Source organism: Streptomyces ortus (genome assembly GCF_026341275.1).
Classification (GTDB): domain Bacteria; phylum Actinomycetota; class Actinomycetes; order Streptomycetales; family Streptomycetaceae; genus Streptomyces; species Streptomyces ortus.
In genome coordinates this window covers 4,869,715-4,890,276 of the sequence record NZ_JAIFZO010000002.1, presented here as the reverse complement: position 1 = coordinate 4,890,276, position 20,562 = coordinate 4,869,715, and the positions used below count along the sequence as shown (strand labels likewise).

Below are 20,562 nucleotides of genomic sequence, written 5' to 3'. Positions count from 1 at the left end.
GGAACTGCGCACCCCGCTCCCACTCACCCGCACGGTGCAAGCAAGGAACCCGCCCGGCGGAGCCGAGAGACTACGCGCCGAACGCCTTCGACTGCCCCTTCACCGGCTTCGCTCCGGCAAGGAGATGCGCGGGCACCAGATCCCGCGCAGGCTCCGTATAGCCCACGGACACGATCTTGTCCCCCCGATACGTGAACGTCGTCAACGACGCCAACGTGCACTGCCGCTTCCGCGGGTCGTGCCACAACCGCCGCCGCTCCACGAAGGACCGCACGATCCAGATCGGCAGCTGGTGGCTGACGCACACGGCCTCATGCCCCCGAGCCGCGTCCCGGGCCGCGTCCAGCGCCCCCATCATCCGGACGACCTGCTCCAGATACGGCTCGCCCCAGGACGGCTTGAACGGGTTGACCAGGTGCTTCCAGTTCTCGGGGTTGCGCAGCGCCCCGTCCCCGACCCCGAAGGTCTTGCCCTGGAAGACGTTCTCCGCCTCGATCAGCCGCGCGTCGGTCGCGACGTCGAGCCCGTGCGCCTCGGCGAGCGGCGCGGCCGTCTCGCGGGCCCGCTCCAGCGGCGAGGAGACGACGTGGGTGATGTCACGCGGAGCGAGATGCTCGGCGACCCGCTCGGCCATCCGCTGTCCGAGCTCGGACAGGTGATACCCGGGCAGCCGCCCGTAGAGCAGCCCGTCCGGGTTCTCGACCTCGCCGTGCCGCATCACATGTACGACGGTGATGTCACTCATACTGCCGTGGCCTCCGCTGCTGCCCGTGCCGCCGCCGGAAGGGCGTCGGCGATCCGCTGTACCGCCCGGTCGTCGTGCGCCGTCGACACGAACCAGGACTCGAACGACGACGGCGGCAGGTAGACGCCCTGCGCCAGCATCGAGTGGAAGAAGGCGTTGAAGCGGTACGACTCCTGCGTCTTCGCGTCCTCGTAATCGCGTACGTCTTCCCCGGTGAAGAAGACGGAGAACATGGTGGACGCGTTCTGCAGGGTGTGCACCACACCTTCCTTGGTGAGGGCGTCCGTGACGAGCGTACGGATCTGCGCGGAGACCGCGTCGAGCCGGGTGTACGCGGCGTCGTCGAGCAGCCGCAGCTGGGCGAGGCCCGCGGCGGTCGCGACCGGGTTCCCGGACAGCGTGCCGGCCTGGTAGACGGGACCGACGGGCGCGAGGTACGCCATCACGTCCGCCCGCCCGCCGAAGGCCGCGGCCGGGAAACCGCCACCCATGACCTTGCCGAAGGTCATGAGGTCGGGCGCGACCCCGTCCACCCCGTACCAGCCGGCCCGGCTCGTACGGAAGCCGGTCATGACCTCGTCGGAGATGTACAGGGCGCCGTCCGCCGCGCAGGCGTCCTTGAGTCCCTGGTTGAAGCCGGGCAGCGGCGGCACGACACCCATGTTGCCGGGCGAGGCCTCGGTGATCACACAGGCGATCTCGCCGGGGTGCGCGGCGAAGGCCGCCCGCACGGCGTCGAGGTCGTTGTACGGCAGGACGATGGTGTCCCCGGCCTGGGCCCCGGTGACGCCCGGCGTGTCGGGCAGCGCGAACGTGGCCAGGCCACTGCCCGCGGCGGCCAGCAGTGCGTCGACGTGCCCGTGATAGCAGCCGGCGAACTTCACGACCTTGGCGCGCCCGGTGAACCCGCGCGCGAGACGGATGGCGGACATGGTCGCCTCGGTGCCGCTGGACACCAGGCGGACCTGCTCGACGGGGGCGACGCGGGCGACGATCTCCTCGGCGAGCGCGACCTCGCCCTCCCCCGGCGTACCGAAGGAGGTGCCGCGGGAGACGGCCGCCCGGACCGCCTCGATGACCTCGGGGTGGGAATGGCCGAGGATCATCGGCCCCCAGGAACAAACGAGGTCGACGTACTCCCTCCCGTCGGCATCGGTCAGGTATGGACCGTTACCGGACACCATGAACCGGGGCGTACCGCCCACGGCGCGGAACGCGCGGACGGGAGAGTTCACGCCGCCGGGCGTCACGGCCGCCGCACGGTCGAAAAGAGTCTGCGAAACTGGGGCTTCGTACGGATAGCTCACACGGACCATGGTGTCAGAGGCTGCGAAGATCCTGCGGACAGGTGTTTCAACGCACGTTTCGGCGTGCGGCCGTGGGGGAGGTCACTGTCACGATGATCGGGTTGCGTGGCGGGGGTCGCGCACCCTAGAAAAGCAGTCGGGTGGAGATATGCATCGCGGTGGCGGACTGGGCGAGGGGACCGATGACCTCGGTCCTCGGCGTGCCCGGCGGGGGAAGCACCGGCGCGAGGCGGAAGCTGCCGAGGCACGGCAGACTCAAGGGTCACAGAGCGAACCTGAGCGGATCGAGCCGTCCGCGCGTATGGACGGTATGGACTACACGGACCGCGGGGCAGACCAGCTCAGGCCAGGAAGCAGCGGGAATGGTGGCCGGGTGGGGGTGACCTACAAATACTTCGGGGCTCCGGACGGCGCGACCGCCGCCCGCGTCCCCATCTCCATGCGCCCGGAGGAGCTCGGCGGCGACGAGCTCGGTATGAACGGCATGTTCACGAAGATCAAGCCGGAGACGATGGCCGCGATGGTCCTCACCGGTATCGAGGGCATACCCCTGCACAAGGTGCCCCCGCTCGAACTGGTCGTCCTCCACCCGGACTACGCCGTCGTCAGGCTTCCCATGACGGTCGTGGACCCGCTGCGCGGCATAGGTGAGGAGGCCGTGGGCGCGGCGGCCTTCATCTGGTCGACGGTCCCGGACCGCGGCGGTCCCCGCGACGCGTACAACGTCTACCAACTCCTGCACGAATGGCAGGACTTCAGCCACCGCCTCCACGAGGCGGGCCACCAGCCGTACTGCCTGGTGTGGCCGTAGCCCGGGATTTCGCGGATCCGGGCGGGGCCCTTAGGCCGTCATGAGGAGTTCGTGCCGGACGACACGGCTCCGCCTCCCGTACGGCACGGAAAGTGCCGTACGGGAGGCGGAGTCGTACATGTGCGCTAGGGCACGGGAGTGATCCCGTGCCGATCCGTCACGCGCGGCGCGAGCGACGTGCGCGGGAGGCCGCGTACACAGCCCCGGCGCCCAGGACGATCACCACAGCGGCGCCACCGGCGATCGGGCCGACCGGCGTGCCGGCTCCCGTCTCCGCCAGCGGTCGCGTGCTGTCGCTGGGCGTCGGCTTCGGAGTGGCGGACGGCTTCGACGACAGCGGCGGCACGTCCGCCGTCGTGGGAGGCGTCGTGGCCGGCTTGGGGGTGGTCGGCGGAGTGGTCTCCTCCGCGGGCGGCTTGCTGCCCTCGGGAGTCGACGGGGTCGACTCCGGCTTGGTGGGGGTCGGGGTCGGGGTGGGCGACTCCGGCGGGCTGTCGGCACACGCCTTCTCGCCGCCGTTCCACGCCGCTATGAGGTGGTACGGAGTGTTGACGCCGTCGGGCTGGTAGGGGGCGGGGCCGTGCCCCTCCCCCGTCTTGCCGTCGTAGGCGATGTCGTCGCCGTACAGATCGATCTGGCCGAAGCAGTCCGGCTGCTTCACGGACAGCTTCTGCCAGGTCTGCTTCGCGCCGTCGCCGGCCACGTCCGCGGCGGTGAGGTAGACGGTGGCCTTGTCCACCATGGTCTGACGACCGGAGGTCTGCCAGTTCGGCCCCTCGGTGGTGTATTCGGCGAGGGAGACCGGGTACTTGCAGCCGTCGCCGACCTTCTCTCCGGGGGCCAGCCGGACCTCGACGGACCCGGGGACGGTGTCCCAGGAGCGGAATCCGCCCTGCGAGGTCCAGTCCGCGCCCACGACACCTCCGTCGGCGCCGACGATGCGGTACTGGACGGTGGCCGACCGGCACGTCCCGCCGGGCGTGGCGCTTGCGGCGCCCGCCCCGAACAGGGGTACGACGGCAGCGGCGAGGAAGGCGGAGGCTGCGAGGGCAGCGGGTCTTTTGAGTTGTTGCGAACGCGACAAGGTGAACCTCTGCGGATAGGGCCGTGTGGGAGGTGGCTGAGCGCGCCTGACCAACGGGGGCGACGCAACGAAAGCGTGCGCGACTGAGTCACTTGCGCCACTTCACTCGCTTCAGACACAGCGGAGGGAAGTGATCCGAATTCTTGCTCGCTTTCACAACTCCCGTCAATCTTCCACGACTTCACCATGATTCGAATTCATCACGATTGCCGGTCCTCCGGCCGAAAAGAGACGACGCACGGAGCGGGCGCGACCGACCACGCCGCACCCGCACCCGCGCCCGCCCACACCCCCCTAAGCGGCCGGCGCCACCGCGCTGATCGCCGGCGTCCGCAGCACCCGCCACGCCGTGACGAGGCTCGTCCCCATCGTCACCGCCACGGCCACCGCCACGACCCCGAGCCAGATCCCGAGCCCCCGCTCCGGCAGGACCGCGTCCGTGCGGACCGTGGTGAAGGAGACGATCCCGGCCAGCGCGGCCCCCGTACCGAGGACGACGCCCGTCACCGTCAGGACCAGGGACTCGATGCCCACCATGCCGAGCACCTGCCCCGGAGTCGCCCCCGCGAGCCGCTGCTGCCCGAACTCCTTGCGCCGGTAGGTGGTGGCCGCGTACAGGGAGTTGATCAGCATGACGCAGGAGAAGACCACGATGATTCCGACGACCGTGAGGTTGAGCGTTTCGAGGTTCTTCGCGTCGACGGACTTGGGGACGCCCGCCGCGTGGATCGCGTCGTTCTCGACGCCCTGCATGGAGAGCGTCGCGGTGGCCATGCCGATGAAGAGGGTCAACGGCACCATGACACCCGGCAGTTCGGCGACCCGTACCCGCAGGCCGCGTACGGCGGGGTAGCCGCTCGGCCCCGTCAGCGGCAGCCGGCCGAGCAGCGCCCGCAGCAGCCCCGGCGACAGGAGCGCGAGGCCGACCGAGAGCAGGATCGCGCCGTACGCGGGCGGCGCCATCAGCGCGGCGTCGGTCGAGGACAGGACGAAGGTGGTGCCGATCGACAGGGCGCCGAGGACCAGGGACCCGAGGACGAGGAACCTGCGCCCCCTGCTCCGGGACCGGGGCCGGCCGCCGGCCGCCCGCCGCACCGCGAGGAACGCCGCCCCCGCCGCCGCGAGCACCGTGATGTCGAGTCCTGAGTACAGGGCGATGGGTCCGAAGGTGTGGTCGACGGACTCGGCGACCTGCCCGCTGTCCTGGAAGACGTCCAGCAGGACCCGCCCGCCGAGCATCGCGGGGCCGATCGCGAGCAGCGCGCCCACCAGGGCGACGGCCACCGCCTCCCCGACGACCATCCGCTTGAGCTGTGCGGGCGTGGCCCCGGAGCAGCGCAGCAGCTCGATCTCGGCGGAGCGCTGGCGCACGTTCACCGTGAGGGTGGAGGCGACCGCGAAGAACACCAGGAGGGTGCCGTAGCCGCCGACGACGCCCGCCGCGGTGGACAGGGTCTCCGAGCTGACGGAGTCCACGCCGGGCGCCCCCGCCGTGTCGTGCATCGAGTTGAACGTCATGATGATCGCCGCGCCCAGGAAGGCGGACAGCAGGGTCGCGGCGAAGCGGCCGGGGCGCTGCCGCACGGAACGCGTCGCCAGGGTGAGCATGGTGAACATCGCGCTCACGCCCCCGCCATCACGTCGTCGCCGAGGTGCGCGAGGCGCTCGGCCACCGCGTCCACGGTCGGCCGGCGCATCTCGCCCGCGAGCCGGCCGTCCGCGAGGAACAGCACCGAGTCGGCGTACGAGGCGGCGACCGGGTCGTGGGTCACCATGACGACCGTACGGCCGTGGACCCGTACCGCGTCCTGGAGGAGCCGCAGGACGTCCCGCGCGCCGCGGGTGTCCAGGGCGCCGGTCGGCTCGTCCGCGAAGATGACGCTCGGCTCGGTCACCAGGGCGCGGGCGATGGCGACGCGCTGGCGCTGGCCGCCGGAGAGCTGGTCGGGCCGGTGGCCGAGGCGGTCGCCGAGACCGACGGCGGTCAGGGTCTCCCGCACCCGGTCCCGGTGCACGCGGCGCCGGGCGAGCTTCAGCGGCAGGACCGTGTTCTGCGCCACGGTGAGCGTGTCGAGGAGGTTGTACTGCTGGAAGACGAAGCCGATCCGGTTGCGCCGGAACTTCGTCAGTTCGGTCTCGGTGCCGCCGGTCATCTCGGCACCGTCGACCATCACGATGCCGCTGTCGGGCCGGTCGAGCCCCGCCGCGCACTGCAGCAGCGTGGACTTGCCGGAGCCCGAGGGGCCCATCACCGCGGTGAAGGTGCCGCTCGCCAGGCTGAGCGTCACCTCGTCCAGCGCGGTCACGGAGCTGTCGTCGCTCCCGTACGTCTTGCTGACCTTGACCAGCCGCAGGGCCATCTCGGCGGCACCCGCGCCGTGGCCGCCCTTGCCGCCTTTGCCACCCTTGCCGCCCTTGCCGCCCTCGCTGTGCGTACGTCGGTCGGTGGTACGTCGGTCGGTGGTACGTCGATCGGTGCCGGTTCGGCGAAACATCGTCATCAGCCTCCGTCGGGCACGGTCCGCGCCCCGTGTCGGGCACTGCCTGTGCCCCGCCGAAGACGCTACGGAGCAGGGGAGACGGGCACATTGGCCCCAGAACCCGTATCGGGGGGTGTACTCAGCGACACCCTCGATCCCGTACGGCAGCGGAGGCTCAGCCCGATCCGCCGGGTCAGCCAGGTCAGCCAGTGACGGTGACCGTGAAGCCCGTCACCGAGCCGCCGCCCTCCCGGCGCCCGGCGAACGGCTCTCCCCCGTGGGCGGTGGCCACCTCGCGGACGATCGAGAGGCCGAGCCCGGAACCGGGCAGGCTCCGCGCGTCCGGCGCGCGGTAGAAGCGGTCGAAGACCCGGTCGAGATCCTCCTGGGCGATACCGGGCCCCCGGTCCAGGACCTCGACCCGGACGGTGTCACGGTCGGCGCGCGTCACGACGAGCTCGATCGGCCCGCTGCCGCCCCGGTCGAACTTCGCCGCGTTGTCCACCAGGTTGGACATCGCCCGCTGCAGCGCCGCGGGCCGCCCGTCGGCCACCGTGTCCCCCGAGACCCGTACGGTCACGGCCCGTCCCGTGCGCCGGCGCGCCGCCACCGCCACGTCGTCCGCGAGGTCGCCGAGGGCCACCCGCCGCTGCGGCTCGGTGCCGGACTGGCCGGCCGCCAGCGCGACCAGCTCGTTGACCAGGTCGGTCAGCTCGCGGGACTCCTGCGCGAGGTCGTCGACCAGCTCCTCGCGGACGGCGGGCGGCAGTTCGTCCATCCGGCGCAGTATCGAGATGTTCGTGCGCAGCGAGGTCAGGGGCGTACGCAGCTCGTGTCCCGCGTCCTGGACCAGGCGCCGCTGGTCGTCCTCGGACTGCGCGAGCCGGCCCAGCATGCGGTCGAAGGACCGGCCGAGCCGGGCCACCTCGTCGTACCCGGCGACCGGCACCTGGATGGCGAGCCGCCCGGTGCGCGCCACGTCCTCGGCGGCCCCCGCGAGCCGTACGAGCCGCGAGGTGATGCGCCGGGCCAGCCACCAGCCGAAGAGCCCGGCGGCGATCACCACGGCGCCCACCAGCAGCACGGTCCGCTGCTGGAGGTCGCGCAGCAGGTCCTCCGTACCGCTGAACTCCTGCGCCACCTGTACGGCGCCCCGCCCGCCGCCGAGCGAGACGGTCGCGACGCGGTAGACGTCGTCGCCGACGTCGACGTCCCGGTGCTCCACCAGCCGCCCGGCGGTCCGCGCCGCCGCGACGGGACGGTCGGCGGCGTCCACGGGCAGCGGCGTACGGCCCCGGTCGACGACCGCTCCGTCCGGTCCCAGGACCTGGACGACCGTGCCGCCGGGCCGCACGAGTTCGCCGCGCGGGCCGCCGTCGGGGCGGGTGGTGGCGAAGTCGGCGGTCTCCAGCGGCTTGCGGCGCACCTCGTCGAGCAGATCCTGTACGACGCCCTCGAACACGGTCTGCTGGTCCACGCGCACGAGCCGGGCGGCGGCGTCGTACGACAGGAACCCGACGAGGACGGTGACGGCCGCGGCGACGGCGGCGAACGACACCGTGAAGGTGGTCCGCAGCGACGACAGCCTGGCCCGCGCCACCCACCTCCCGAGCCGGCCCGCCCGGCCGGTCCGCACGCCCGTGGGCCGCACTCAGTCCTCCCTCAGCACGTACCCCACGCCCCGCACGGTGTGGATCACCGAGGGCACGGCGGCCGAACCGGGCGCACCGGCCACCCCTGCCGCCCCGGCCGCCCCGGGCTCGTCGAGCTTGCGCCGCAGGTAGCCGACATACACGGCGAGGTTCTTGGAACCCGGCCCGAAGTCGTATCCCCAGATGCGGTCGTAGATGGTGGTGTGGTCGAGGACGATGCCCGCGTTGCGGACGAGCAACTCCAGCAGGTCGAACTCGGTGCGCGTCAGCTCGATCTCCCGCGTGCCCCGCCAGACCCGCCGGGCCTGCGGATCGAGGCGCAGACCCGCGGCGGCGATCTGGCCGGCGGGCGCGCGCTGCGGTTCGCTGGGGGGTACGTCGTCGGGGGCGCCCGTGCGCCGGAGCAGGGCCCGGAGCCGGGCGAAGACCTCCTCGACGTCGAAGGGCTTTACCACGTAGTCGTCGGCGCCGGCATCAAGGCCGGCGATGCGGTCCGCGGTCTCGACCAGAGCGGTGAGCATCAGGATGGGGGTGCGGTTGCCCTCGGCACGCAGGACGCGACAGACCTGGAGGCCGTCGATGCCGGGCATCATCACATCGAGAACGAGCACGTCGGGAGGGGTGCGGTGGGCCTGTGCGAGCGCCTGGACACCGTCGGCGACGGCGGTGACCTCGTATCCCTCCAGGCTCAGGGCCCGTTCCAGGGCATGGCGGATCGCGCGGTCGTCCTCGGCGAGCAGCAGATTGTGGGGCACGGGACCAGTCTGCCAAGCACTTCTGTACGTACTACCTGATGAAGGGGTGTTGGGGCCGGGCCTCTTACCCGGCTCTCACCCCGCCGGGACCGGTGGCTTACCTCGCCCAGCCACTGTGTCCTCCGTGCCAAGGGCGAGCGCCGCGACGGGGAGGGCCACGCACCGATGAAGCGCACTGGACGCACGGAGCGTACGGAACGCAGGAAGATCGTGTTCCTGCTGCACAACGCGTACGCCATCGGGGGCACCGTCCGTACGACGCTCAATCTCGCGGCGGCGCTCGCCGACCACCACGACGTGGAGATCGTGTCGATGCGGCGGCACCGGGACGAGCCGCGGTTCACCATCGACCCGCGGATCACGGTCGTACCGCTGGTCGACGAACGGGACGGCAGCGCGGACCCCGCCGACCCCGAGTACGCGCTCGCGGCGACGGACTTCCCGGCCACCGACAAGCGGTACGAGCAGTACACGCGCCTCACCGACCGGCGGGCCGCCGCGTACCTGGCCGGCTGCGACGCCGACGTGATCGTCGGCACCCGGCCCGGCATCAACGTCTACGTCTCCCTCTTCGCACCGCGCCGGGCCCTGCGCATCGCCCAGGAGCACCTGCGCCACGACTCGCACTCCAAGCGGCTGCGGGGCGTGCTGGCACGGCACTACCGTCGGCTGGACGCGGTCGTGACGACCACGGAGGCGGACGCGGAGGTGTACCGGCAGCGGATGACCCTGCCGGGGGTGCGGATCGCGGCGGTGCCGAACATCGTGCCGGCGCCCGAGGGCATCACCCGCGACAGGACGACGAAGGTGGTGGCCGCGGCGGGGCGGCTGGTCGCCGGCAAACGCTTCGACCTGCTGATAGAGGCGTTCTCGGCGGTCGCCTCGAAGGAGCCGGACTGGCGGCTGCGGATCTACGGCGGCGGCGCGCAGCGCGACCACCTCCAGGACCTGGTCGACGGCCTCGGGCTTTCGGGGCATGTACGCCTCATGGGGCCGCGTACGCCCATCGAGGCGGAGTTCGCGAAGGCGGCGATGGTGGTGTCGGCCTCGGACGCGGAGTCGTTCGGGATGACGCTGGTCGAGGCGATGCGCTGCGGGGTGCCGGTGATCAGCACGGACTGTCCGCTGGGACCCGCGGAGATCATCACCGAGGGGGTCGACGGGCGGCTGGTCCCGGTGGGCGACTCCCGCGCGCTGGCCGAGGCGATGCTCGACCTGATCACGGACGAGCCGCTGCGCGCCGCCATGGGCGAGGCGGCGCTGGCGGGCTCGCACCGCTACGACGCGGAGCCGATCGTGGCCCGCTACGAGGACCTGTTCACGGAACTCACGTCCACGCGGAGGCGCCGGGCGTGGGCCCGCTCACGTGCCCGCGCCGCAGCCTGGACCCGCCGCCAAACCCGCAAACTCCGCCCCACCCCCCACCCGAAACCCGGCCCCGCCCCCACCCCGTAGGGGCGCGGGAAACGGCCCCCGCAGGGGCGCGGGGAACGGCGCAAGCTTTGGCCGTAGCTCTTGGCTTCTAGGGGCGCGGGGAACGGCGCAGTCTTTGGCTTTTAGCTCGTAGGGGCGCGGGGAACGGCGCAACCCACCCCCGCCGCCCCCTCAGGGCACCCGCAACGCAGCGAGCTGCTCCGCGAACGGCACCACCTCGAACCCACCGACCTGCACAGCCTCCCCCGACCCCACCGCCCCCGCGGCCACAGCGGACCCCGCGGACCCCGCACCCCCCGCAGTCGCAGACATCAACGCCCCCAACTCCCCGGCGGCCCTCCCGATCCGCTGGGCCAGCCCTTCCGCCCCCCAGTCCTCCGAAGCCGCGTACACCGCGGTAGGCACCACCACCGCCCGCAGGTACGCGAACAGCGGCCGCATCGCGTGCTCCAGCACCAGCGAGTGCCGGGCCGACCCCCCGGTCGCGGCGACCAGCACCGGCTTACCCGCCAGCGCGTCCCGGTCCAGCACGTCGAAGAACGACTTGAACAGCCCGCTGTACGAGGCGGAGAAGACCGGCGTCACCACGATCAGCCCGTCCGTCCCCGCCACCGCGGCCAACGCCGCCCCGAGCGCCGGCCCCGGGAACCCGGTGGTCAGGTTGTGCGCGATCTCCACCGCGAGATCCCGCAGCTCGACCACCTGAACCTCGACCCCGGCCCCCGTCCCGGCATCGGCACCGGCCGAGACCGCCGCCGCAAGCCGGTCCCCCAGCAACCGCGTGGACGACGGAACACTCAGCCCCGCCGACACGACGACCAGCTTCTTCATGACGTGCTCACCTCCTGGCCGGCCTCGGCCACCTCGGCCACCTCGGCCACCTCGGTCGCCGCCGCGGCGACCCGCGCCGCGTGCGTGGGCGCGTCCGGCACCCCGGCCGCCCGCCTCTTGGCGAACTCCTCCCGCAGCACGGGCACGACCTCCTCGCCCAGCATGTCGATCTGCTCCAGCACGGTCTTCAGCGGCAGCCCCGCATGGTCCACGAGGAACAACTGCCGCTGGTAGTCACCGGCGTAGTCCCGGAAGGACAGCGTCTTCTCGATGACCTGCTCGGGCGAACCGACCGTGAGCGGCGTCTGCTCGGTGAAGTCCTCCAGCGACGGCCCGTGCCCGTACACCGGCGCGTTGTCGAAGTACGGCCGGAACTCCCGTACCGCGTCCTGCGAGTTGCGCCGCATGAACACCTGCCCGCCGAGCCCGACGATCGCCTGCTCGGGCGTGCCGTGCCCGTAGTGCGCGTACCTCGACCGGTACAGCTCGACCATCTGCTTGGTGTGGTCGGCCGGCCAGAAGATGTTGTTGTGGAAGAACCCGTCGCCGTAGTACGCGGCCTGCTCGGCGATCTCCGGCGAGCGGATCGAGCCGTGCCAGACGAACGGCGGCACGCCGTCCAACGGCCGCGGCGTCGAGGTGAACGACTGCAGCGGCGTACGGAACTTGCCCTCCCAGGTCACCGACTCCTCGCGCCACAGCCGGTACAGCAGGGCGTAGTTCTCGACGGCGAGGTTGATGCCCTGGCGGATGTCCTTGCCGAACCAGGGGTAGACCGGGCCGGTGTTGCCGCGCCCCATCATCAGGTCCACGCGCCCGTCCGCGAGGTGCTGGAGCATCGCGAAGTCCTCGGCGATCTTCACCGGGTCGTTGGTGGTGATGAGGGTGGTGGAGGTGGAGAGGATGAGGTTCTCGGTGCGGGCGGCGACCCAGCCGAGCATGGTGGTCGGCGACGACGGCACGAACGGGGGGTTGTGGTGCTCGCCGGTCGCGAAGACGTCGAGCCCGACCTCCTCGGCCTTCTGCGCGATGGCGACCATGGCCTTGATCCGCTCATGCTCGGACGGGGTCCGGCCCGTGGTGGGGTCCGGCGTGACATCGCCGACGGTGAAGATCCCGAACTGCATGGCTACCTCATCCTCCAACTTGTTGACGATTCAACTATACCCACAAACACACCCCCCACCCCCGCTATTCCCCGCACCCCTGAACAGGGGCGCGGGGAACGGCGCAATCGTTTAGCCCCCTCCAGAGCCGCACCAGAACGACGCACCCCTCCACCCCCCTTCAGGGGCGCGGGGAACGGCGCAGTCCTTTCCCCCCCAGAGCCGCACCAGACAGCGCAACCTTCCCCCCCTCCCCCAGGGGCGCGGGGAACGGCGCAGTCCTTTCACCCCCCCAGAGCCGCACCAGACAGCGCAACCTCCCCCTCTCCCCCAGGGGCGCGGGGAACGGCGCATCGTTTAGCCGCCCCCTCACCGCCGCCACCCCCAGGCGCCGCCCCACACCCCCTATCCTGGCCGGAAGAGCAATCGACCCAGTCGAACGCAATCGACCGCACGAGCGAGCGAGCGGCGCCAGCAGTCCGCCCCGCCCGCCCCTCCGCCAAGGAGCACCCATGACCGCCCCCGCACCCGCCACCCCCACCGCGCCCGCCGCCGCGTCCCGTATCGCCGTCGTCACCGGCGCGAGCAGCGGAATCGGCGCGGCGACGGCCCGGCAACTGGCGACCGCGGGCTACCGGGTGGTCCTCACGGCCCGCCGCAAGGACCGCATCGAGGCGCTCGCGGAGGAGATCGGCGCGGCGGGCGGCGAGGCGATGGCCTACGCGCTGGACGTCACCGACCGTGCGGCGGTCGACGAGTTCGCGACAGCCTTCAAGAAGATCGGCGTCCTGATCAACAACGCGGGCGGCGCACTCGGCGCCGACCCGGTCGCGTCCGGCGACCCCGCGGAGTGGCGCCAGATGTACGAGACGAACGTCATCGGGACCCTGAACGTCACCCAGGCCCTCCTCCCGGCGCTGACCGCGTCCGGCGACGGCACGGTGGTCGTCGTCTCCTCGACCGCGGGCCACGGCACCTACGAGGGCGGCGCCGGCTACGTGGCCGCCAAGCACGCCGAGCACGTCCTCGCCGAGACCCTCCGCCTGGAGATCGTCGGCACCCCGGTCCGGGTCATCGAGATCGCGCCCGGCATGGTGCGGACCGACGAGTTCGCCCTGACCCGCTTCGGCGGCGACACCGAGAAGGCGGCGAAGGTCTACGCCGGGGTGGCCGAGCCCCTCACCGCCGAGGACGTGGCCGAGACGATCACCTGGACGGTCACGCGCCCCTCGCACGTCAACATCGACCTGCTGGTCGTACGCCCCCGCGCCCAGGCCTCCAACACGAAGGTCCACCGGGAGCTGTAGGCACCGCAGTGCGGCAGAAAAGACAAAATCCATGCCGGGTGAATGCACCCGGCATGGATTGTCGCTCGGCGGCATGACGCATTCACGCGTCGCCCACCCGTCACCCCTTCACCCCTTCACCCCTTCACACAAACAACCTGCTTGAGCTTCGCCACCACCTCGACCAGATCCCGCTGCTGGTCGATGACCTGCTCGATCGGCTTGTACGCGGCCGGGATCTCGTCCACGACGCCGGAATCCTTACGGCACTCCACGCCCCGCGTCTGCTCCTCCAGGTCCTTGACCGTGAAGCGCCGCTTGGCCGCGTTGCGGCTCATCCGCCGGCCCGCGCCGTGTGAGGCGGAGTTGAACGCCTTCTCGTTGCCGAGCCCTTTCACGATGTACGAACCGGCGCCCATCGAGCCCGGGATGATCCCGTACTCGCCGGAGCCCGCGCGGATGGCGCCCTTGCGGGTGACCAGCAGGTCCACGCCCTCGTACCGCTCTTCGCTCACGTAGTTGTGGTGGCAGGAGATCTCCGGCTCGAAGGTCACCTTCGCCTTCTTGAACTCCCGGCGGACGACGTCCTTCGAGATCGCCATCATGATCGCGCGATTGTGCTTCGCGTACTCCTGCGCCCAGAAGAGATCGTGCCGGTACGCCGCCATCTGCGGGGTGTCCGCGATGAATACGGCGAGGTCGCGGTCGATCAGCCCCTGGTTGTGCGAGAGCTTCTGCGCGATACCGATGTGATGCTCGGCGAGTTCCTTGCCGATGTTCCGGGAACCGGAATGCAGCATGATCCAGACCGAGTCGTCCGAGTCGAGGCAGAACTCCCAGAAGTGGTTTCCGCCACCCAGAGTGCCCATCTGCTTGGTGGCCCGCCCCTGACGGAACTTCACCGCCTCCGCGACGCCGTCGAACCGCCCCCAGAAATCGTCCCACCCGGCGGTGGCAAGACCATGGAAGCCGCCCGGATCGACCGGGCTGTCATGCATGCCCCGCCCGACCGGAATCGCCTGCTCCACCTTCGTCCGCAGCCGGGACAGGTCGCCCGGCAGGTCGTTGGCCGTCAGGGACGTCTTGACCGCGGACATACCGCAGCCGATGTCCACGCCGACCGCCGCAGGGCACACCGCACCCCGCATCGCGATGACCGATCCGACCGTCGCGCCCTTGCCGTAGTGCACGTCCGGCATGACGGCAAGGCCCTTGATCCAGGGGAGCGTGGAGACGTTGCGGAGCTGCTGCATCGCCCCTTCCTCCACCGACGCCGGGTCCGCCCACATCCGGATCGGAACCTTCGCCCCCGGCATCTCCACGTACGACATATCGTCCTCATTCCCCCGGAAAACCAACAGAAGTCCCACATCGCAAAACCGGCGCCAAGGCCAACGTTTGGGACAACGGACCGGCGTCCACGGCAGTGCGTGCGATACACATTGTCTCCAGGGGCCACCCCCGTGCGGCAACCGAATAACCACAGGACACCCTGGTCGTGAGCACAGTCGATCGACCCGTCGAGAGGAGCCCCACCGTGCAGCGGAAGGCGTACGTACCCGGCGTCGCCGCGCTCCTCGCGGCGTTGCTGGCCGGTTGCACCGGCGGATCGCCGGACAGCGACGGCCAGGACGACCCGAAGCCGGGCGGCCCGACGTCGACGGCCGCCGCGGCACAGCCCGGCAAGTACCGCACCCTCCCCGAGCCCTGCGGCGCGGTGTCGCAGAGCACCCTGGACTCCCTGCTGCCGGGCATCGAGCAGCTGACGGACGAGGAGGCGCGCGAGAAGGCCTACGAGGGCACGGCGACGGTCACGTACGACACGGACCGGAAGGTCGGCTGCCGCTGGAAGGCGGAGTCGGCGACCGCGACCGACCACCTCCTGGTCGACTTCGAGCGGGTGGTCTCCTACGACAACACGGTGAGCGACGAGGACCGCGCGGAGGAGATCTACGGGAAGAAGGAGGTGACGGCGGACCTTCCGGCACCGGCCGCGTCGCCCTCCGACTCCTCCGACTCCTCCGACTCCTCCAAAACGCCTGACGCACCCGAGTCGTCCAAGTCCGGGTCCAAGTCCGGGTCGGACGACGGAGCCACCGGCGACAGCGACAGCGACGGCGGTTCCTCCGCGGACGCGGACCCGTCCACGGACCCCTCCGGCGACCCCTCCGCCAGCGGCGCCTCGGGCTCCACGCCGAGCGCCCTCCTGCCCCGCACGCTCGACGGCCTGGGCGACACGGCGTTCCTCGACGACGCGCTGAACGACTCCAAGCAGCGCACGGTGACTGTGGTGTTCCGCACGTCCAACGTGGTCGTGACGATCCAGTACGACGAGCAGCCGGCGACCACGACGGACGTCCCCAGCAGCGAGGACATGCAGGACAGGGCACGGAAACTGGCGGGTCAGCTCGCCGAGTCGTTCAGCGATTAGGGACGTTCGGCGGGGGTTTCGGCCTCGGCGGAACCTGAGCCGCACATGTCCCGTTCGGGCTACCGTGGCTCCTCGGACCCGACCGAGTGCGGTCCGGCGGAGAACGCGGCCGTCCGCACGTACACCCGAGCGTCTTGAGTGAAGGAACCATGCACCGATCCGTACAGCGACACCGTCAGCGACTCACCCGCATCCTGGCCGGGGCCGCCGCCGTCCCGGTGATGCTCGTCGCCTCCGGCTGCTCCTCGGACTCCGGCGGCGGCTCGGGCGACGACGCGAAGAAGGACTCCGGCGCCTCGGCGTCGTCCTCCGCCACGGAGGCGGCGGCGGTGGTGAAGGAGGCGACGTACGCGAAGCTTCCCGAGCCGTGCAAGGTGTTCGCGTCGAAGACGCTGAAGGAGCTCGTCCCGGAGGGCGCCAAGTCCGGCAAGGAGGGCAAGTCCGAGGACATCGGCACCCGCGGCAACTGCTCCTGGGACAGCCTGGACAACAAGGGTGTGAAGGGTTCGCAGTTCCGCTGGCTGAACGTGTCGCTGCTGCGTTTCGAGTCGGACCAGAGCCGGGGCACGGGCGAGAAGCTGGCTTCGGAGTACTACGCCAAGCACGCCGAGGACGCGCGTGCGGTGGAGGACGCGAAGAACATCAAGTCGCAGCCGGTCTCCGGCACGGGCAACGAGGCGACGCTGGTGACGTACGACCTGAAGAAGAAGGAAGGCACCTTCAGGCAGCAGACGCTCGTGACGCGCGTGGAGAACGTCGTGGTGACGGTCGACTACAACGGCGCGGGCCTGGCGGGCGACGACTCCCCGAAGGCGGCCGATCTGACGAAGTCGGCGGAGAAGGCCGCGAAGGAAGCCGTCCAGGCGGTCGTGACCGCGAACGGCGGCGGAGCCGGGGCCGGGTCGGACGCCGACGCCTCCCCGAGCAAGTCCCCGAGCAAGTCCGCGACCGAGTCCCCGAGCAAGAGTTCCGGCAAGGGTTCGGACCTCGGCGCCGGTTCCGACTCCGGCTCCGGCTCCGGCTCCGGCTCCGACGACAGCGCGAGCCCCCGCAAGTCCGCCACCAAGAAGGACTGACACAGGGCCCGAGCCGGGAACCTCGGCCTCCCTTTCGGCCGCCCTCCCACTCGCAGCCCTACCAGGACATTTGGTGGAGCCCGGCCCCCACGGAGGCCGGGCTCCACCCGTACCGGGCATCCGTACCCCGTACACATGTGCCACTCTGTTGCGCGCAACAGGTCGTAAGGGGAGGGGAGTACGGGTGGCCGCGCCTATGCAGCTCACCAAGACGCACAAGATCCTCATCGGAGTGGTCGTCTTCGGAGCGGTCGTCATCGCAGCGATCGGCTTCGCCGGTTCCTACGCGGCGGTCCGCGAACTCGCCCTGGAGAAGGGCTTCGGGAACTTCAGCTACGTGTTCCCGATCGGCATCGACGCGGGCATCTGCGTCCTGCTCTCGCTCGACCTGCTCCTCACCTGGATCAGGATCCCGTTCCCGCTGCTGCGGCAGACGGCGTGGCTGCTGACGGCCGCGACGATCGCCTTCAACGGCGCCGCCGCCTGGCCGGACCCGCTCGGCGTGGGCATGCACGCGGTCATCCCGATCCTGTTCGTGGTCTCCGTGGAGGCGGCCCGGCACGCGATCGGCCGGATCGCGGACATCACCGCCGACAAGCACATGGAGGGCGTACGCCTCACCCGCTGGCTGCTCTCCCCGCTCCCCACGTTCCTCCTGTGGCGCCGGATGAAGCTGTGGGAGCTGCGCTCCTACGAGCAGGTCATCAAGCTGGAGCAGGAACGTCTCGTCTACCAGGCGCGGCTGCGCTCCCGCTTCGGCCGTTCCTGGCGCCGCAAGGCCCCGGTGGAGTCCCTGATGCCCCTGCGGCTGGCCCGCTACGGCGTCCCCCTGGCCGAGACCGCCCCCTCGGGCCTCGCGGCGGCGGGCATCGAGCCCGCGCTGCTGCCCCCGGCGCCGCAGCCCGCCCTGGAGTCCGCGCCGCAACCGGCCGAGGCGTCCGCGGGCGGTCGCACCCCCGCGGCGCCCGCCGTACGGGACGAGGCGGCTCCCGACCGCACGCGGCGCCCCGCTCCCGAGCACGACGAGTTCCCGGAGCCTCCGGATCCGCAGGCGCAGGAAGAGGCGGAGCCGCACAACCCGTGGCTGCACGCCCGCGACCCTCAGTCGGTCGAGTACCAGGGCGGTTACGACCCGACGTACGACCCGGAGGCCGCGGACACCCAGTGGTGGCAGGACCAGCAGGCCGAGGAGTTCGAGGAACGGCAGCGGCTCCAGGACGAGCGGCGGTTCCAGGAGCGGCGACGCTTCGAGCAGCAGGCGCAGGCGCAGGCTCCCGAGCCCGCCCCCCTTGCCGAGCCGGCTCCCGAGCCGTCCATGGAGGACACCGGCACCTTCCCGATCCCGTCCGGCCCCGGCCGTACCCGCGAGCTGGGTGCGGGCGGCGGCTCGGAGCCGACCGAGGACGACTACTACCTGGTCTTCAAGAAGTCGATAGACGGCAGCTATCCGACCTCGGGCCAGTTCCGGGGCAACGTGGAGGACACGTACGGCACCAAGCTCCCGCAGCGCGAGGCCGACCGGATGGTCAACCGCTTCACCAACCGCCACACGGCGGAGCTCCAGGAGGACCACATCGCGTAGGGCGAGACGTGTGTACGTGAGAGGGGGCGCCCGGTGAACTCCGGGCGCCCCCTCTCACGTACAGGCCGGTTCTACTCCCCGAGCAGCTTCCTCACCCGCTCCTGGCCCACCGCGAGCAGCAGGGTGGGCAGGCGCGGGCCGGTGTCGCGGCCCACCAGCAGGTGGTAGAGCAGCGCGAAGAACGTGCGCTGGGCGACCTTGATCTCCGCCGGGAGTTCTTTGGGCGTGGCGTCGGCGGAGAAGCCGGCCTGGACCTTCGGAACGCCGTAGACGAGGTGGGTGAGCCCGTCCAGCGACCAGTGCGTGTCGAGTCCGTCGAGCAGCAGCCGCAGCGAGGCGCGGCCCTGGTCGTCGAGGGACGCGAGGAGTTCGGCGTCCGCGTCCTTGCGCACGACGGTCCGCTGGTCGGCGGGGACCTGGGTGTTGATCCAGGCCTCGGCCTTGTCGAGCCGCGGCCGGACCTCGTCGAGCGAGGTGATCGGGTCCGCGGGGTCGAGCTCGCTCAGGATGCGCAGGGTCTGGTCGTCGGCGCCGGCGGTGATGTCGGCGACGGAGGCGAGCGTGCGGTAGGCCATCGGCCGGGGCGTCTTGGCGAGCTCCCCGGCCGCGGTGCCGACGGCGCGCGCGTGGGCGGCGACGTCCCCCGGCAGGGCGGACCCTCCTCCGGAGCCGAACGCCTGGGAGGTGCCCCCGGCGACCTTCGCCTCCAGCTTGTCCCACTCGTCGTAGAGCCGCTGGATCTCCTGGTCGAAGGCGATCTTGAACGACTGGTTGGGCCTGCGGCGGGCGTAGAGCCAGCGCAGCAGTTGCGGCTCCATGATCTTCAGCGCGTCGCCCGGCGTGGGCACGCCTCCCTTGCTGGACGACATCTTCGCCATCCCGGAGATCCCCACGAAGGCGTACATGGGCCCGATGGGCTGCTTGCCGCCGAAGATGCTGCCGACGATCTGCCCGCCGACCTGGAAGCTGGACCCGGGGGACGAGTGATCGACACCGCTCGGCTCGAAGACGACGCCCTCGTAGGCCCAGCGCATCGGCCAGTCGACCTTCCAGACGAGCTTGCCGCGATTGAACTCGCTGAGCCGGACGGTCTCCGCGTAGGCGCACTCGGTACAGCTGTACGTCAGCTCGGTGGTCTCGTCGTCGTAGGCCGTGACGGTGGTGAGGTCCTTGCCGCAGCCGCCGCAGTACGGCTTGTACGGGAAGTACCCGGCGGACCCGGTGCCGTCGTCCTCGGCGGCGGCGCCGGAGCCTTCGGCGGCTTCGAGCTCGGCCTCGTCGACGGGCTTCTGGCCCTGCTTCTTCGGGGGTGCCTTCTTGGTCCGGTACTGGTCGAGGATCGCGTCGATGTCACCGCGGTGCTTCATCGCGTGCAGGATCTGCTCGCGATAGACGCCCGACGTGTACTGCTCGGTCTGGCTGATCCCGTCGAACTCGACGCCCAGCTCGGCGAGTGCGGCGACCATGGGGGCCTTGAAGTGCTCGGCCCAGTTCGGGTACGCGGATCCGGCCGGGGCGGGTACGGAGGTCAGGGGCCGGCCGATGTGCTCGGCCCACGACCCGTCGACCCCGGGAATGCCGTCCGGCACCTTGCGGTACCGGTCGTAGTCGTCCCACGAGATCAGATGCCTGACCTCGTGCCCGCGGCGCCTGATCTCGTCGGCGACGAGGTGCGGGGTCATGACCTCGCGCAGGTTGCCCAGGTGGATGGGGCCGGAGGGTGACAGTCCGGACGCGACGACGACGGGTTTGCCGGGGGCTCGGCGCTCCGACTCCTCGATGACCTCATCCGCGAAACGGGAGACCCAGTCGGTGGTCTCGGTGCTCTGAGCCACGATCGGCACGCCTTCTTTCCTACGGTCCACACGGCTGACGGCACCATTGTCCCAGCTAGTCCCCCAACCACGAAAACGCGTTTCCCCGTACTCGGGCGCCAGCCCCCGAACCCCCGGTCCTCAAACGCCGGCCGGGCTGAACCACCT

The 20,562-nt window shown here is 71.1% G+C and carries 17 protein-coding genes; 6 read left to right on the top strand and 11 right to left on the bottom strand.

What is annotated here, in order from left to right; translation table 11 throughout:
• Window positions 1-70: 70 nt before the first annotated feature.
• Window positions 71-745 (bottom strand): histidine phosphatase family protein, encoded by a 675-nt coding sequence (locus K3769_RS24960; protein WP_267028562.1) that lies wholly within the window; start codon window positions 743-745, stop codon window positions 71-73.
• On the bottom strand, window positions 742-2,061 hold the full coding sequence (gene hemL, locus K3769_RS24955; protein ID WP_267028561.1) for a glutamate-1-semialdehyde 2,1-aminomutase: 1,320 nt from the start codon (window positions 2,059-2,061) through the stop codon (window positions 742-744). The genes K3769_RS24960 and hemL overlap by 4 nt, the downstream gene beginning before the upstream one ends.
• A 139-nt stretch (window positions 2,062-2,200) precedes the next feature.
• Here hemL and K3769_RS24950 point away from each other — a divergent pair, with 139 nt between their 5' ends.
• Window positions 2,201-2,863, top strand: coding sequence for a hypothetical protein (locus K3769_RS24950; RefSeq protein ID WP_267028560.1), 663 nt, complete (start codon window positions 2,201-2,203; stop codon window positions 2,861-2,863).
• 157 nt (window positions 2,864-3,020) lie between these two features.
• Here K3769_RS24950 and K3769_RS24945 read toward each other — a convergent pair whose 3' ends face one another.
• The 5 genes from K3769_RS24945 to K3769_RS24925 form a co-directional block, all read right to left on the bottom strand.
• Complete coding sequence (locus K3769_RS24945) at window positions 3,021-3,947, bottom strand: hypothetical protein (RefSeq protein ID WP_267028559.1); 927 nt, start codon at window positions 3,945-3,947, stop codon at window positions 3,021-3,023.
• A 294-nt stretch (window positions 3,948-4,241) separates the two neighbouring features.
• Complete coding sequence (locus K3769_RS24940) at window positions 4,242-5,555, bottom strand: FtsX-like permease family protein (protein WP_267031531.1); 1,314 nt, start codon at window positions 5,553-5,555, stop codon at window positions 4,242-4,244.
• A 14-nt stretch (window positions 5,556-5,569) separates the two neighbouring features.
• Window positions 5,570-6,307 (bottom strand): ABC transporter ATP-binding protein, encoded by a 738-nt coding sequence (locus K3769_RS24935; RefSeq protein WP_267031530.1) that lies wholly within the window; start codon window positions 6,305-6,307, stop codon window positions 5,570-5,572.
• Between the two features lie 322 nt (window positions 6,308-6,629).
• Window positions 6,630-8,078 (bottom strand): sensor histidine kinase, encoded by a 1,449-nt coding sequence (locus K3769_RS24930; RefSeq protein ID WP_267028558.1) that lies wholly within the window; start codon window positions 8,076-8,078, stop codon window positions 6,630-6,632.
• Window positions 8,079-8,834 (bottom strand): response regulator transcription factor, encoded by a 756-nt coding sequence (locus K3769_RS24925; protein ID WP_267028557.1) that lies wholly within the window; start codon window positions 8,832-8,834, stop codon window positions 8,079-8,081.
• 165 nt (window positions 8,835-8,999) lie between these two features.
• Here K3769_RS24925 and K3769_RS24920 point away from each other — a divergent pair, with 165 nt between their 5' ends.
• Window positions 9,000-10,289 (top strand): glycosyltransferase family 4 protein, encoded by a 1,290-nt coding sequence (locus K3769_RS24920; RefSeq protein ID WP_267028556.1) that lies wholly within the window; start codon window positions 9,000-9,002, stop codon window positions 10,287-10,289.
• A 150-nt stretch (window positions 10,290-10,439) separates the two neighbouring features.
• Here the strand turns inward: K3769_RS24920 and K3769_RS24915 are convergent, their stop codons facing one another.
• Window positions 10,440-11,099 carry a CE1759 family FMN reductase gene (locus K3769_RS24915; RefSeq protein WP_267028555.1) on the bottom strand — a complete coding sequence of 220 codons (660 nt, stop codon included), beginning with the start codon at window positions 11,097-11,099 and terminating at the stop codon, window positions 10,440-10,442.
• Window positions 11,096-12,226 (bottom strand): LLM class flavin-dependent oxidoreductase, encoded by a 1,131-nt coding sequence (locus K3769_RS24910; RefSeq protein WP_267028554.1) that lies wholly within the window; start codon window positions 12,224-12,226, stop codon window positions 11,096-11,098. The genes K3769_RS24915 and K3769_RS24910 overlap by 4 nt, the downstream gene beginning before the upstream one ends.
• A gap of 491 nt (window positions 12,227-12,717) precedes the next feature.
• Between K3769_RS24910 and K3769_RS24905 the strand changes: the two genes are divergently transcribed.
• On the top strand, window positions 12,718-13,512 hold the full coding sequence (locus K3769_RS24905; RefSeq protein ID WP_267028553.1) for an SDR family NAD(P)-dependent oxidoreductase: 795 nt from the start codon (window positions 12,718-12,720) through the stop codon (window positions 13,510-13,512).
• A 116-nt stretch (window positions 13,513-13,628) separates the two neighbouring features.
• Here the strand turns inward: K3769_RS24905 and K3769_RS24900 are convergent, their stop codons facing one another.
• The gene (locus K3769_RS24900) at window positions 13,629-14,822 is read right to left on the bottom strand and encodes an RtcB family protein (RefSeq protein WP_267028552.1); all 1,194 of its coding nucleotides are present in this window, start codon (window positions 14,820-14,822) and stop codon (window positions 13,629-13,631) included.
• Window positions 14,823-15,028: 206 nt separating this feature from the next.
• Between K3769_RS24900 and K3769_RS24895 the strand changes: the two genes are divergently transcribed.
• From K3769_RS24895 to K3769_RS24885, 3 genes are all read left to right on the top strand, one after another.
• Window positions 15,029-15,922, top strand: coding sequence for a DUF3558 domain-containing protein (locus tag K3769_RS24895; protein ID WP_267031529.1), 894 nt, complete (start codon window positions 15,029-15,031; stop codon window positions 15,920-15,922).
• 149 nt (window positions 15,923-16,071) lie between these two features.
• Complete coding sequence (locus K3769_RS24890) at window positions 16,072-16,998, top strand: DUF3558 family protein (protein ID WP_267028551.1); 927 nt, start codon at window positions 16,072-16,074, stop codon at window positions 16,996-16,998.
• A 196-nt stretch (window positions 16,999-17,194) separates the two neighbouring features.
• Complete coding sequence (locus K3769_RS24885; RefSeq protein ID WP_267031528.1) at window positions 17,195-18,580, top strand: DUF2637 domain-containing protein; 1,386 nt, start codon at window positions 17,195-17,197, stop codon at window positions 18,578-18,580.
• A gap of 71 nt (window positions 18,581-18,651) precedes the next feature.
• Here K3769_RS24885 and lysS read toward each other — a convergent pair whose 3' ends face one another.
• Window positions 18,652-20,424, bottom strand: a complete 1,773-nt coding sequence (gene lysS / locus K3769_RS24880; RefSeq protein WP_267028550.1) for a lysine--tRNA ligase — start codon at window positions 20,422-20,424, stop codon at window positions 18,652-18,654.
• Window positions 20,425-20,562: the final 138 nt, after the last annotated feature.